This is a genomic window from Cohnella phaseoli, assembly GCF_003386235.1.
Taxonomy (GTDB): domain Bacteria; phylum Bacillota; class Bacilli; order Paenibacillales; family Paenibacillaceae; genus Cohnella; species Cohnella phaseoli.
In genome coordinates, this window is sequence record NZ_QRDZ01000047.1 from 42,843 (window position 1) to 56,874 (window position 14,032).

The 14,032-nt window shown below is 51.7% G+C and carries 11 protein-coding genes and 1 pseudogene; 2 read left to right on the forward strand and 10 right to left on the reverse strand.

The window, feature by feature from the left end:
• Positions 1-61: 61 nt before the first annotated feature.
• From DFP98_RS35705 to DFP98_RS40355, 4 genes and pseudogenes are all read right to left on the reverse strand, one after another.
• Positions 62-1,567 carry an ABC transporter substrate-binding protein gene (locus DFP98_RS35705; protein WP_116065418.1) on the reverse strand — a complete coding sequence of 502 codons (1,506 nt, stop codon included), beginning with the start codon at positions 1,565-1,567 and terminating at the stop codon, positions 62-64.
• Between the two features lie 69 nt (positions 1,568-1,636).
• Positions 1,637-3,865 carry an alpha-amylase family glycosyl hydrolase gene (locus DFP98_RS35710; RefSeq protein ID WP_116065419.1) on the reverse strand — a complete coding sequence of 743 codons (2,229 nt, stop codon included), beginning with the start codon at positions 3,863-3,865 and terminating at the stop codon, positions 1,637-1,639.
• A gap of 239 nt (positions 3,866-4,104) precedes the next feature.
• Positions 4,105-4,977, reverse strand: a complete 873-nt coding sequence (locus DFP98_RS35715) for a LacI family DNA-binding transcriptional regulator (protein WP_246017075.1) — start codon at positions 4,975-4,977, stop codon at positions 4,105-4,107.
• A 30-nt stretch (positions 4,978-5,007) separates the two neighbouring features.
• Positions 5,008-5,151, reverse strand: a pseudogene (locus DFP98_RS40355) (LacI family DNA-binding transcriptional regulator); the annotation flags it as partial.
• Between the two features lie 189 nt (positions 5,152-5,340).
• On the opposite strand from DFP98_RS40355, the gene DFP98_RS35720 reads away from it, so the two are divergent.
• The gene (locus DFP98_RS35720; protein WP_116065421.1) at positions 5,341-5,715 is read left to right on the forward strand and encodes a hypothetical protein; all 375 of its coding nucleotides are present in this window, start codon (positions 5,341-5,343) and stop codon (positions 5,713-5,715) included.
• Between the two features lie 59 nt (positions 5,716-5,774).
• Here the strand turns inward: DFP98_RS35720 and DFP98_RS35725 are convergent, their stop codons facing one another.
• The 6 genes from DFP98_RS35725 to DFP98_RS35750 all read right to left on the reverse strand — a co-directional run bounded on the left by DFP98_RS35725 (position 5,775) and on the right by DFP98_RS35750 (position 12,963).
• Positions 5,775-6,962 (reverse strand): response regulator, encoded by a 1,188-nt coding sequence (locus DFP98_RS35725; RefSeq protein ID WP_116065422.1) that lies wholly within the window; start codon positions 6,960-6,962, stop codon positions 5,775-5,777.
• A 4-nt stretch (positions 6,963-6,966) separates the two neighbouring features.
• Entirely contained in the window at positions 6,967-8,766 is a 1,800-nt protein-coding gene (locus tag DFP98_RS35730; protein WP_116065423.1) for a sensor histidine kinase, read from the reverse strand.
• Between the two features lie 9 nt (positions 8,767-8,775).
• Positions 8,776-9,582: a carbohydrate ABC transporter permease gene (locus DFP98_RS35735; RefSeq protein WP_246017077.1), complete on the reverse strand. Its 807-nt coding sequence runs from the start codon at positions 9,580-9,582 to the stop codon at positions 8,776-8,778.
• Between the two features lie 94 nt (positions 9,583-9,676).
• Complete coding sequence (locus tag DFP98_RS35740; protein ID WP_116065430.1) at positions 9,677-10,570, reverse strand: carbohydrate ABC transporter permease; 894 nt, start codon at positions 10,568-10,570, stop codon at positions 9,677-9,679.
• 80 nt (positions 10,571-10,650) lie between these two features.
• Positions 10,651-12,024, reverse strand: coding sequence for an extracellular solute-binding protein (locus tag DFP98_RS35745; RefSeq protein ID WP_116065425.1), 1,374 nt, complete (start codon positions 12,022-12,024; stop codon positions 10,651-10,653).
• Positions 12,025-12,618: 594 nt separating this feature from the next.
• Positions 12,619-12,963, reverse strand: coding sequence for a helix-turn-helix domain-containing protein (locus DFP98_RS35750; RefSeq protein WP_116065426.1), 345 nt, complete (start codon positions 12,961-12,963; stop codon positions 12,619-12,621).
• A gap of 199 nt (positions 12,964-13,162) precedes the next feature.
• Here DFP98_RS35750 and DFP98_RS35755 point away from each other — a divergent pair, with 199 nt between their 5' ends.
• Positions 13,163-13,474 carry a hypothetical protein gene (locus tag DFP98_RS35755; protein ID WP_116065427.1) on the forward strand — a complete coding sequence of 104 codons (312 nt, stop codon included), beginning with the start codon at positions 13,163-13,165 and terminating at the stop codon, positions 13,472-13,474.
• Positions 13,475-14,032: the final 558 nt, after the last annotated feature.

Here is a 14,032-nt window from a genome sequence, read left to right on the forward strand (position 1 = left end):
ATATTCGATGACAGCGGCGAAGCGCATTGCATCCCTGCGCTTCGCCGCTGTCATTACTGCCTTACCACTTCGATTCGTCGTATTTATGCTGCTGAACGATGCCATCGACGCTTTTCTTCATTGATTTCTCAAGCTCGACGAGCAGTTTGTCCAAACTGATCGAACCTAACAAATAGTCGACGGAAAGCTTTTCATACGCTTGCCCGTACTCGGAACCCGCAAGTACCGCGGCATAGAAGGCCCCCCAAGTCAAATATCCGTCTTTATAATCCTGCTGAAATTGGTCGTACATCGGTTTGAACATCTCCACTGCTTCGGCGCCGTTCGCAGCCGGGATGGCCGCTTGCAGATTGTTGACCAGGCGTGCGTTATTTTTCGGCGTAGTTAGGTACATCAGGAAGTCGGCCGCCAAATCGGCCGTTCCTTTCTTTGCAGCCGAGTTGGTCAACTGCCATGCCGTTGCATACCCTGCCGTGCCGCGAATCGTATTGGCTCCGCCATAAGCAGACTCTTCCTGCGACAGAATCGGGAACGGCATTGTGCCGTATTCAAACTTGCGCTCTTTATCGTCCTGGACGTTGCGCATATGAATGCCTACCGCTTCGATCATGGCTACTTTCCCGGTCACGAACGCTTTGTAGGCATCAATGCTGTTCCAACCGTTCGGATATCCGTCCGCCTTCTCTTTCTTCAGCTTATAATACTCGCGGTTTTCGGGAGAATCGACTTGGTATAAGCCCTTCTTGTAGGCGCGGACGAATTCTTCCTGATCGACGATGCCGTTCGGCGTAAGCACGTCCCACTCCTTGATCTTGTTGGCGAAAACAGCCGTTTCGAGCGTAATGTCGGACCAACGATAAATCGGCATATAGGAAGCGATGCCGATCCCCTTCAACTTCTGCTGAGCATCGAAAAATTCCGTATACGTGACGGGTGGCTTGTCGATGCCGGCTTTCGCGAACAATTCTTTATTGTAGATAATGCCGATTGGAACCGCATCGATCGGAATATAATACACCTGACCGTCGCCGGACCTGTTCAGCCAAGACTCGTTGTAGAGATCTTTCCATTTCGCATTGCCTTCCGCATAAGGATTAGGCATATCCAAGTACTTATCAAAAGGCAGCACCCAGCCCTTAGGATAATCCTCGTCCTTGAACGTTCCGATTTGATAAATAATATCTGCGGCCGTTCCCGCGGCCAACTGTGCGACCGCCACTTTACGATCTTTGGACTTCGTCGGGGACAGAATTTCGATTTTCGCTTCCGGATGAAGCTTCTCCCATTCGTCCGCCAGTACCCGAATCTCGTTGTAAGGATGCGGATTGGCGTCGGACTTCTCCATGCTCGTCGTCGGAGCATAGTCGGTGAAATCTCCACCCGGATCGACGACGATTACTTTTTTCTCAGTAGGCGCCTTGCTTGAACTGTCGACATTCGTAGACTCGCTTGCACCGGCGCTCGGCTTCGATTCGTTGCCCCCGGAACCTGAGCTGCATGCGGATAACACCAAGGTTGTCGACAAGGCGACAGCTAACGATTGATGCCACTTTTTAGACCAGAACATTGAATGACCCCCATATTTTCGATATTATGGTAACGCAACCATTTCACTTGATAGAGAGGCTCTCCCGCCTTAGCGTTCGAGCGGAGTTCCTTCCAATACGCGTACGCCATAGGCGTCCAATTGTAACGACCATCCTTCGATCATGTCAGTGTCGCTCAACATGCGCAGAGATTCCGTCGGGTTCATCAAATCGTTCACTTCCCACTTCATCGAATCCGTTTGAATGAAATGAGTATGTTTACTTCTGCTTAACCGCATCTCAACGCTCTTCTCGGCGCCGTCCGAATTGGCAACGTAGAGCAGCCAACGCTGTCCGTTTGTCCATAGAATCGCAATAATTCGAGAATCGTCGGCGATCATTCCAGTGTAACTGCAATCGCCGAATGCGACCGTTTTGTGATGCCGAAGCGGCAATAGGCGACGATAGAACGCTTCGTTGCCTAACTCGGCGCCATAGAAGGACATGAATCCGCCCTTCATGAAGGCAGCCATTCCGACAAACACGCGATGAGCGTCTAACCCGAACGCTTCCCGGTTGAATTGACCTTGATGAAACCCCGCCCATTCGTGGGAATCGTGCGAGTCGGTATGATGCACGACTTCGACGCCATCGGGGATCGCCGCTTCGGCTTCCTCCAGCCACTCTGCCAGGTCGCTCCATACGAGCGTGTTCTCCGAAGCTTTTCTCCAGAACTTGTCGGACATCCCGCGCGGATCTATAACGGTGGCCATCGCCGGATAAATCCAATGATAATCGTAGTTGTAGCGGTAAGGATGGTACCGGGCGACCAACGGCCCGCAGCCCTCCGTATACATAATTTTGTGAGGATACTGTACGGCTACCTTAGCTCCGATCTCTTCGATCATACGATAACCCGCGTATAATGCCGCATAAGGCGGCCTGTCGATCGTCGGATCCCAGTTGGGGAAGAAATTCCACGTCTGGGCATCGAGCCGAAAGCCGTCGACGTTAAGCACCCGGATCAGATGGATCATTGCGTCGGCGATATGATGCTGAAGTTCGGGATTGGACAGATCGAACGATCGCGTGTATGTACGGGCGAAGTCGCCGTTCTCATGACGCGAGAACCATTCCGGATGTCCCTCCAGGTAGGGCGAATCAAAGCGATAATTTCCCTCCGGCATGCACCAGTCCTTAGGTTCCTCTTCGAGCGGACCATGAAACACGATATCGATGATTACCTTGATTCCGGCCTTATGCGCGGCCTTTACCAGTTCGATTAACCCGGCTTGATCTCCGAATGTCGTCTCAATATCGTAGAAGTCGTAGACCGAATAGGAAGGAAACGGAAATCTCGGCATAATCTCCAACGCATTGAAACCCAATTCACGGATATCTTCCAACCTCTGGATCACATCATGATAGCTCTCGAATACGGTACGCGCCATTTTCTCTCCGACCTGAATCTCGCAGATGCTTAATCCGCGACGGTCTTGAATCGGCTCTCCAGCGTACCGGTAAGGAGCAAAGGAGCTTGCCGCTTGCTTGACGGCATCGACCCTGTCGCCGACAAATCTACCGAAGTAGAACGTGCCGATTTCCACCGACTCTTCCGGCGCGAGTCGACAAGGGCAATATACCGTGCTCTCCCTCGTGACTTGATCGTCGATCCGCAGAAGCCGCGACTTCATCGGGAAAGTGTCGCTTACCCACCAAGTCAGCAGAGCGACGCCTTCCTTAGCGTCATAGATGCCCATAATACCTGAACGATTACCTGGTTCATCCGCCCCATAAGGCGTCGCCCCTTCTGTTGCAAACTGCATCGGATTCGGATACTCGTCCAGCGGGCGGCGCGGTAAGTAGGGTAGCTCCACCTCGGGCGCGTACCCGGGCATTAAAATCTCGCAATCTCTGAGCCGATTGCGTCCCATTCCTCCTAGCGTCCATTTGAGGGAGCGAACCACCCGGTCTGTCGTCCCCTTGTTCCTAAGCGCGACCCGCAAGGCCACGTCGGATCTCCCTATCCGGAAAGTAAGAGACATCTCCCATTCCCTGTCGATGGTCCGATTCAACGTCAATACGGCGTCCTCGTCCGCTTCGCCCGGCGAGAAAAATGCAGATAGGAGACATCCATCCTCAGCACCGATGCGGTTCGTTCCCTGAACGCGAACCATCTGTCCGTCATTATTCGGACCGCTTTCGCCGTCCGTATCGAACTGAATAAGCGGCAGAGAAAACGTTAGCTCCTGACGTCCATTCCATCCCATTGATTTGAGCTCGCCCGTCGAAGCGTCATACCCGATGCGAATGCCTTGATGTTCGACATAGCTGATCATTTATTTTCCTACTTCCCGGAATGTCTCCGCGTACGCGGGCGGATCGTTTTTCTACACCATTCCTCAATGATATCGCTATCATAAAGTAATGACTTTCAAGCTGATTCTCATGGGATCAGATCTTCAAAATTAGCTCAATAACAGGAATCACACAAAATGATTGCGCAACCATTTGTTTCATCATATCGAGGCCAATTCGCTTTGTCAATAGTCAAATCGGCATAACTCATTATCCATTATTAGATCTGTGTATGGGCTGTACTTTCTCTAATGAGCAGCGCTGGTTTAAGCGTAATATTGCTGTTATCCTCATCGCCATTGATTTTTTTTACAAGTAATTGGACGGCAGCCTCCCCAACCTTGTACTGCGGGTGGGATACTGTCGTAAGCCGCGGGTAGATCTGATCTCCGATACTGATCCCGTCAACGCCGATTACCGAAAGTTCTTCAGGGATTTTGACGCCTAAGCGGTGAGCGGCGTGAATCGCTCCGACTGCCAGCAGATCGTTGCCGGCGAAGATCGCGGTCGGACGGGGTTCCATACGCAGCAAACGGGAAGCCGCTTCCTCCGCTAGCTTGACACTTTCGAACCGAATCAGCTCAATTCTCGCGGAATCGAATGGCAGATCATATTTATGATGGGCATCTTTATAGGCCCGCAGGCGTTCAATCCATACGTTGGCATCCCGCTCTAAGGAAATATGGGCGATTCTCCGATGCCCGAGCTCGCACAAATGACTCATCGCGATACGTCCGGCCAAGTAATTATCGACTTCTATGCACGACAAAATCGTCGATCGCGGATTGGGATCCATAAGGACGATCGGAATGCTTTTTTGCTTTAATTGTGACAGTTCCTCTAGATGAGCATGGAATTTCTCTTGCAGCTTCAATGAATCGAATTCGATCGACGTGACAACGATCCCGTCCACTCGTTTCTCCAGCAGCAGCTCCAGATTCTGTGTCGCCGTATCGTAGTCTTGCGCATTGCAAATGATGACGTTCTTGCCAAGAGAGCGTGCCATCGTCTCGAGACCGAGTATGAATTCGGGATAGTACGGATTGGCGACGTTCGATAGCAAAAGACCGATCGTATCTGTTCGATTGGTCACTAGGCTCCTCGCTATGCTATTCGGCTTAAAATTCAATTCTTCGATCGCTCTCGTAACCTTCGCCCGTGTGGCAGGTTTTACTTGCTCAGGAGAACTGATTACCCGAGATACGGTAATGGGGGACACTCCGGCGAGTTTTGCGACATCCTTCATAGTAATCATAAGGCTCTCCATCCTGCTCTTGCAACAATAATGGTTGCGTTATCATTCTTATGATAATTTGATTTTAATCGGGTGTCAAATCCCCTGCTCCCGTCGAGCGATAGGGTTTGGCATCCGCAACAACCTCGACGCATATTTCTCCGTCCCCCCGCCCCATACTACAAGGAAAAAATCTCCTTGCAGATATGGAGGGCAACTTCAATGGCAGAACGGACAATTGTCGCTTACTTCAAAACTCCGGGGGAAGCGGAACAAGCGGTCGACAGGATGCAGGCGCTGCGATTGACCAATCATTCCATCGAACGTAACGGCGGCGGCTATCCCGATGGCGACGCTCCGCAGGCGGGCAATCTTGAGTTTTCGCTGTTTGCAGGTTTCCCCGGGGCAAGCTACCTGGCACTCGGGAGCAACTTTATTCCCTCCGCCGGAATGCTGGCCGCCGCCAACATCAGTGCTGGCGGTTTCAGTTCGGACGGTTACACAAACGGCCGGGATCTTGTGCTGACTGCAACTGTGGATGAGGACGACTACGAGCAGGCGCTGCAAATCGTGGAGGAATCCGGCGGCAGCAGATAAGTCAAAAACAAAACGAAGCCCGATCTGTGCATGACACGCAGAGCGGGCTTTCGTTGTTATTATTCCTGCTCGACGGGGATAGCCCCGTTGGCGTTCTGGCGATACTCTGAAGGGGTCAGGCCGCTCTTCTTGCGAAAAATTTGCGAAAAATGGCGCATATCCGGGTAGCCGACGCGCTCGGAGATGTCCGCGATCTTCAGCTCGGATTCCCGCAGCAGCTCCATCGCCCGCTCCAAACGCAGTTGCGTGATGTAATCTTTAAATCCATTGCCGGTTTTCTGCTTAAACAGTTGGCTGAAATAAATCGGGTTCAAATAGACAATCGAGGCTACCTTCTCCAGAGAGAGATCGGCTGCATAATGCCCAGCAATATATTGAAGCGCGACTTCAATCGCCTGGTCTCCGCCGCTGGCGTAATGGTCGTACACTTGAGTGGCTGCGGCCTTCCTCATCCGCTGCATCTCCGCGGGAACCTGTCTGAAGTCGGAAAGCCGATCAGTATGCTGAACTTGGAACGGCGCTTTGAGATACCGTTTAAGATGGCTTCTCAGTTGATCGACAATCCGATGCGGAGAGCCTTCCTCACGCAGCGTCACGAGCCCGAGCAAGCTCTTGGCGTCGATGCTGGCGACAAATCCGCTCCCTTCCGATTCGATCAACTCGGTAAGTACATTTTCTACAATAAAATGCTCCAGCTTCATGTCGCGCTCGCTCTCCATGCGAACCATGACGAGATGGAAGCTGGGATGATTTTCGATAAACGGCTTTAGGTCAATGCCCCCCAGATCCAGTCCCGAAGCCCAGCGTGCAAATACGGCTTCCCTCAACAGACGCAGATTGCTCTTCAGCAAATGGGTCTCTTGGTTACGCGTGTTCTCCTCGGCAATCTCCTCGCCCAGCTTAGCGATCAGTTGGATCAAGCTGTCCTTGCCGATCGGCTTGAGCAAATAATCTTTGGCCCCCAGCCGAACCGCTTCGCGAGCGTAGGCAAACTCGGAATAGGCCGAGATGACGACCCATTTCACATGAGCATGGCTCTTGCGGGAAATTTCCATCAGCTCAAGACCGGTCATTCCGGGCATCAAAACGTCGGTAAGCACAAGATCGATCGTCTCGGTCTTCAGCAGATCGACGGCTCCCTCCGGACTTCCGGCCAAGAATACGCCATGCTCAGGAAACTGGTTGCGAATCGTGCGTTCAATTCCGCTGCGGATGACGCTTTCGTCGTCAACGACAAGAATATTCACGAAGCTACCCCCTTTCGGGCGGAATGGGAATCGTTACGATAACCTTGGTTCCTTCATTTAGACGGCTCGCAATCCCGATGCCGTAGTTTTCCCCGAACATGAGACGAATGCGCAGATGCACGTTTTGCAAGCCGATTCCTCGCCGTCCGGTCCCGCCATGTTCTCCGCTTTCCAGCTCCCGCCGCGAAGAGCCGCTCTCTTCAAGAGTACGCGAAATATGTTCAAGAGCCGTCTCTTCCATGCCGACGCCGTTATCTTCAACTATAATTTCCAGGTTGCCGTCGCGTTCCTGAGACGAAATGCGCAGCAGGCCCGGGCGATCGAGCGGCTCAAGACCGTACTTGACGGCGTTCTCGACAATCGGCTGAAGGAACATCTTCGGAACCTCTAGCTCGAGCCAGCGATCCTCGATCGCAAACTCGGTGTGAACCCGGCCCCCAAGCCGAGTCTGGATAATGGTTAAATAATGACGAAGCTGCTCCAGCTCCCTCCGCAACGGAGCGCGAGAGGCTTCCTCCCACTCGCTGCCATAGCGAAAAATTTGCGACAACGCCAAGATCACCTTGCCAAGACGATCGTTCTCGCGTTCGTCCAGCATCCAGTAGATCATATCCAGCGTATTAAATAGAAAATGAGGATTCACCTGAGACTGGAGCGCCTGTAGCTGAGCGTTTTTCTCGCTGATCGAGGCTAATTTGATCCGTTCGATCAATTCGTCCATCTGGTTCACCATTCGGTTAAAAGAGCTGACGAGCACGTTCAACTCCTGATACGACTGTACGCGCACCTGCCCTTTGAAATTGCCCAGCTCGACCTGCTTCATCTGCTGAATCAATCTCTTGAACGGAGAAGAGAAGGAACGCGACACGAAGGTCGCCAGTAAGGTAGCCGCAAAAACAAGCACGATGACGACGGACAGGAGAAACCGCCGCGTCTCCCTCAGTTCCAGCTGCAGGTCCCGCTTAGGCGTAATTCCGATGACCGTCCAGTCCGCCATGTCGATGCCGGCCGCCGTGATCATCGCTTCCTTCTGTTCCGTAAGCAGCACTTCCCCCGGCTTAAGCGGGCCGGGCCACCCGAGCGGAATTCGGTCCATATCGCTCTGAACAGGGTTCGTCCGAATAATCTCCACGCCGTCGGCGGCTTGAATGACAACGTTGCTGCCAGGTCCCAGACTGGCGTTCCTGAGTGCGGAAGCAATAGCGTCGGCATCGGTCTCGATCAGCACGATCCCCACCGACTTAAGCGCGCTCAGCTCGAACAGTTGGCGACCGAACGCAAAGACCGGCTTGTCGATTCCTCCGCTCATAAGCGAATGAGGATAGACGCCCAACCAGATCATCTCTCCGGTAGATCGCTGCAGCCGAGTGTACCATTCCTGCTCGGAGTGGTCCCTTACGGTCGCTCCGACCGAACGATCGAAGCTGTATACTTTTCCACGGTTAGTGACAATATGAATCCCGACAATGTCGTTGCGGGAATAAAAGATGGCGCCGAGAATATCGGTTATTCTGCGCTCTAGATTGACGCCTTCTACCGATTGCTCGGAGGAGCGATCGCGGAGCAGCCGCATCAGTTCGTTGTTGGAGTTAAGCGATTTGGTGACGCTGTCGTACCCTTTGAGCATCAAGTCGAATAAGCCGACCGTCTGCGAAATATTTTTCTCGGCCACGACGCTCATCTTGTCGCGAATTTGCTCGGTTGCTCGCTGATAGTAGACAAAGCTGACGATCAGAAGCAGACCCAGCATGCTGAAAAGGAATATTAGAAAAAGTCGTCCGTGAATAGATCGGAAGTTTATCATCCTTCCATGTTACCCCTTTACCGCGCCGGCTACCATCCCCTTCGTTATTTTCTCCGCCAGCAGGAAGTAAATGACGAGGACCGGCAAAGCGCCCAGGACAAGGAACGCGCCAATGGCGCCGTAGTTAACCGAATATTGGCTGACGAAGCTGTACACGCCGAACGGCAGCGTCTTGAGCTTCTCCGAAGAAATAAACGTAGCCGCCAAAATATACTCGTTCCAAACATTGATGAACGCCAGAATACAGACGGTCATCACCGGAGGAATGGAGACGGGCAGCACGATGGAGCCGAAAATTCGGAACACTCCCGCGCCGTCCACAATCGCCGACTCCTCGATCTCCGTCGGAATCGTCCTCATAAATCCGCTCAGAATAAATACGGCGATCGGCGTCTGGAAGGCGATATAGGGTAGAATCAGCGACAGGTGCGTATTCAGAATGTTGATATTTTTGAAAATAAGCATCAGCGGCAGCAGCGTCGACTGCAGCGGAATCATCATCCCTAGCAAGAAGATCAGCAGAACGACTTGACCGTATTTCCAGCGAAAACGGGTAATCGCGAACGCCGTCAACGAAGCGAGCAAAATAATGCACAGCATCGTCACGATCGTAACGAACCCGCTGTTGTACAGATACTTCCAATAGTTCCCGCTGTCGATCGCGGCGGAATAGTTGCTCCACTGCCAGACGGCAGGCAAGGAAAAAAAGCTGCCCGATAGAATCTCCTCATTCGTCTTAAGCGAGTAGATAAGCAGCCAGACGAGCGGATACAGCTGCGTGACGAGCAGAATACCGAAAAGCGCGAATACGGCCATTTTGCCGACGGATATTCGACGTTTGTTCCGGGCCACGACGACAGGCGCGTCCTTCTTCAGACTTAACGTTTGATTCATGCGGAGCGCCTCCTTTTTACGAGAATCGTTTGTCCAGCCGGTTGAACAGCAGGTTGATGACTACGGTTGCCGCCAGGCAGACGACGACCAGGAATGAAGCGATCGCGCTTCCATAGCCGTACTTCATGGAGAGAAAGCTCATATTGTACATATAGCTGGCCAGAACGTTGGTCGCGTTCGCAGGACCGCCGCCCGTCATGACCATGATCAGATCGAACGACTGCAGCGAGCCGATAAACGAGAGCACAACGGAGATTTTGAAAATCGGGACGATTAGGGGCAGTGTAATGTATCGATCGGCTTTGAAGCCGGAAGCGCCGTCGATTTTCGCCGCCTCGTAAATATCGGACGGGATGTTCTGGATTCCGGTGAATTGAATGAGAATGTGATAACCGAGATACTGCCACAACGCGACGACGATAATCGCGTAGATCGCAATCTTCGGCTCGGTCAGCCAGGAATGCGTCCAGGAATCCAGTCCGAGCTTAATTAAGATTTGGTTGATCATGCCCCCCATGGGAGCCGGGTTGTAGATCGTTTTCCAGAGCTGGCCGATGACGGCTACCGACAGGATGACGGGCAGAAAGTAGCTCGATACAAGAAAGCCTGTGCGACGCACGAAACGACTGATCAGAATCGCCACGAACAAAGCGACCGGCAGTTGAATAAGCATGGAAAATCCCGCAAGAAGGAACGTTCGACCTACCGCAGGCCATAGTAGGGAATCGTTCGTGAACATTTTTTGGAAATTAGCCAAACCGACGAACTTCGCTTCGCCGATTCCGTTCCAGTCGAGCATCCCGTTGTATACGGAGACGAGGATCGGAGCGAACACCAGACATACGTACAACAGCAGACACGGCAGCACGAACGCCGCGATCGTCCACCAGGATACTCTTAACACCTTCAAGGCTCCCGCCCCCTTCAAGCGATACATCGATGACGAAAGAGGGGCGCGAACGCGCCCCCTCCGTTCTTGGTCGACGGATGTTATTCCTTGTTCTCCTCATAGCCCTTCTGATGATCCTTGGCCACTTCGGCCGAATCCTTCTGAGCTACGAACAGGTTTTGGATGCTGGACAGGTGAACCTGCGCCGTTCCCGGGTTCATCGTATTGTCGAACGCGAGGTCTCCGCCTTTCACGTCCTTGAACATGCCCAGAACTTCCATCGCCATATCGGAATATCCGGCCGCCTTGAAGTCTTCTTCGATGTTTTGCGCGACGCCGACGGCGCCTTTGACCGCAAATGCTTCTTTCGGGTAGTTCAGCATGAAGTAGTTCAGGAAGTCGAGCGTCTCTTCGAGATGTTTGCTGTTTTTGGATACCGCGAACGCGCTTCCCGGCGCCAGCATGAATTCGTCCGGATTGCCCTTGCCGCCGACCGTCGGGAACTTGAAGACGCCGACTTCGCCGTTCTCGCCTACCGTGGAAGTCTCGATGCCGCCCGTTGCCCAGCTTCCCATGAAGTACATGGCCGCTTTGCCCGTTTTGAACAAGTTCTCTCCTGCGTTATAGTCGAAGGAAGTCGCGCCTTCTTGGAACGCTCCGGCTTGAACGAGATTCTGGAATGCGTCTACGGCTTCTGTGAACGCCGGATCTTCGAATGTCTTCTTGCCGTCCAGCACGTCCTGCAGGAAGCCCGGTCCGCCGTTCGTGCGAAGTAAGACATTCATGAACAAGAACGATCCGGTCCAGGAGTCCTTCTCGCCGATCGCGATCGGAGTCATTTTTTTGGACTTGAGCAGCTTTACGGTGTCGACCAGCTCTTCGAACGTCGTCGGAACTTTCGCTCCCGCTTCCTCGAACATTTTTTTGTTGTAATAGATCAGCGCGATATTGTTGCCATCCGGCAGAGCGTAAAGGTTGCCGTTAAACGAATAGTAATCCAGTATTCCTTCTTGGAACGTACCCTTCAGCCCGTTCTTCTCGACCATCTCGTTCAGCGGGGCGAACAGATCGGCATCCACGAACGGCTTCATCTGCGCAGCCGGGTTGACGATCGTAATGTCCGGCACTTCCTTGGAAGCCGCTTGCGTCTTCAGCTTCAGCTTCTGCTGGTCGGTGTTGAGGGAGTCCAGCTCGATTTTTATGTTAGGGTGATCGGCTTCGTATTGTTTAACGATCTTCTGCAGCATGTTGTATTTCGGGTCGGTCGGGTCCGGGTAGATATTCTGGAACGTAATCGTTACGTTTTCTTTGCTGCCGCCGGACTCGCTCGCCTTAGGCGATTCGGATGCGGACGGGCTGGCTGCCGGGGAGCTTGCTTCATTGTTTTTGTTGCCGGATGATCCGCAAGCGGCCAAGCTGACCGCAAGCGCGCCCGCCATGGCGGAGGCTAACACCTTTTTATTCAGAACGTTCATCGTATATCCCCCTTGTGTGTTGTGGTAGCCTCATTATCCATCGAAGCCGCCGGACGAACAATAAACTTACTTAAGGGTTGATGTTTGTTTTTTTAAGGTGCCCTGTTGGGCGAGGTATATTGAGGTATGGGATGGTTGGGGTGAACGCGGTGTGGGTGGATTCGAGTGTTTGGTTGCTTCTTGCGGTCTGCGAGGCCGTTGCGCGGGCGAATTCGAGTGTTTGCGTGCCTTTTAGGGTCCGCCAGGCCCTTATGCGAATAGGTTGGAGTGTTTGCATGCCTTTTAGGGTCCGCCAGGCCCTTATGCGAATAAGTTGGAGTGTTTGCGTGCCTTTTAGGGTCCGCCAGGCCCTTATGCGAATAGGTTGGAGTGTTTGCGTGTCTTTTAGGGTCCGCCAGGCCCCTATGCGAATAGGTTGGAGTGTTTGCGTACCTTTTAGGATCCACCAGGCCCTTATGCGAATATATTGGAGTGTTTGCGTGCCTTTTAGGGTCCGCCAGGCCCTTATGCGAATAGGTTGGAGTGTTTCACCACTTTTTAGAATAAGGCCAGCTATAGAAAAAACGTAAGCCATGCCGATTTTATCGACATGGCTTATTTACGGGAATGTTTCAAAACTTCAGACAATATATTTTTTGCCATTTCAATCGTTTGTACGTCATGTCGGACAAGCATGGAGACGATTTCTTGGATTACTTTCTCATTGGTAGGGAGTTGCTCATATTGGTACGAATACGTAAAAAATTGATGTACACCTACATCCAAACCTTCAGCTATTTTTTCTAAATTAAGCAGCGAGATATTTTTCTCAGCCCTCTCTACACCGCCAATATATGAAAAAGTAAATCCACATTTTTCAGCCAGAGCGCTTTGAGATAATCCCTGTGCCTTTCTAATTTCACGAATTCGTTTTCCGACATTCATTAATATTTCAGACATGGTCTACACCTCATTTTGAGTGTAGAGTTTATTGGCAGTCCATTGAATAGCATTAAAAACATCAAAATATAATAATTGATACAAATAGTAGTCATTGATATAATGATTTATAACTTGAGGTGCAGTTTTATTAATAACTATGCGAGTTTCAGAGAGAAAGAGATTGTGACGCTACTTGTTTGCTGGGAGGAATGCAATCATGGAGTTTCCATCATGGTTCCACAACGCGATTCAGGAACGACTGGATGATGTATCTGCACGAATCCAATTTCATCCGGAACTGAGTAAGCATCGAGCAGAGGAGAAAAGCGCGTTTGAGGCACTGTTTTCCTGGGTGGATACAACGCAATGTCCCGAGTTTATGGAATGGGAGGACAAGCACCATTACTGTCGAGCCTTGGAGAATGAAAGGTTATATTTACAGGGAATGCGTGACGGAGCAAAATTGGCTATTGCACTCCTGTCAGATCCATTTGCCATTCCTGCTGAGCAAGAAGGAACAACAAATTAGGAAGGATCAATCGAGGTTTGAGGTTTCGGAACGAAGCTGGCGAATGTAACCGTACGGATCGTTAATCGGAGATAGAGCAAATTTCTCTAGGGCTTCCGCTGCCAGCTTGCTTGTCTCCGCCTAATGTTGTCAGGTTAAGCGAACAACACTATGGGCGACCGCGGCTATTGGGCATTAAGGCACATTCTTGGCCTTCATTCCACAGCTTAGGCAGCATCAAGGCATATTCTTGACCTTCACTCCGCTACTTGGGCCGCGTAAAGGCACTTTCTTGGCCTTCACTCCACAGCTTGGGCAGCATCAAGGCACATTCTTGGCCTTCACTCCGCTGCTTGGGCAGCATCAAGGCACATTCTTGCACTAGTCATGCATCAAACCTGACATAATAGTCGAAGGGTGAGGCCTAATCCAGTATTTTAATTTGGTTTCATATTCTTCCATTTGATTTTCTTCCCAGTAAGCCAAAAAATCAGAGCAGGAACAGGAGACGCGATTTTCCACAAAATTGGATATTCATTTATCTTTGCCTAACGTAGTATGACGCGCTGATTCTCCTCG

What these genes read in the sequence shown, in the direction of transcription:
- DFP98_RS35705 (WP_116065418.1), bottom strand. Translation starts at nt 1,567, where the DNA reads ATGTTCTGGTCTAAAAAGTGGCATCAATCGTTAGCTGTCGCCTTGTCG.
- DFP98_RS35710 (WP_116065419.1), bottom strand. Translation starts at nt 3,865, where the DNA reads ATGATCAGCTATGTCGAACATCAAGGCATTCGCATCGGGTATGACGCT.
- DFP98_RS35720 (WP_116065421.1), top strand. Translation starts at nt 5,341, where the DNA reads ATGGCAGAACGGACAATTGTCGCTTACTTCAAAACTCCGGGGGAAGCG.
- DFP98_RS35730 (WP_116065423.1), bottom strand. Translation starts at nt 8,766, where the DNA reads ATGATAAACTTCCGATCTATTCACGGACGACTTTTTCTAATATTCCTT.
- DFP98_RS35735 (WP_246017077.1), bottom strand. Translation starts at nt 9,582, where the DNA reads ATGGCCGTATTCGCGCTTTTCGGTATTCTGCTCGTCACGCAGCTGTAT.
- DFP98_RS35745 (WP_116065425.1), bottom strand. Translation starts at nt 12,024, where the DNA reads ATGAACGTTCTGAATAAAAAGGTGTTAGCCTCCGCCATGGCGGGCGCG.
- DFP98_RS35750 (WP_116065426.1), bottom strand. Translation starts at nt 12,963, where the DNA reads ATGTCTGAAATATTAATGAATGTCGGAAAACGAATTCGTGAAATTAGA.
- DFP98_RS35755 (WP_116065427.1), top strand. Translation starts at nt 13,163, where the DNA reads ATGGAGTTTCCATCATGGTTCCACAACGCGATTCAGGAACGACTGGAT.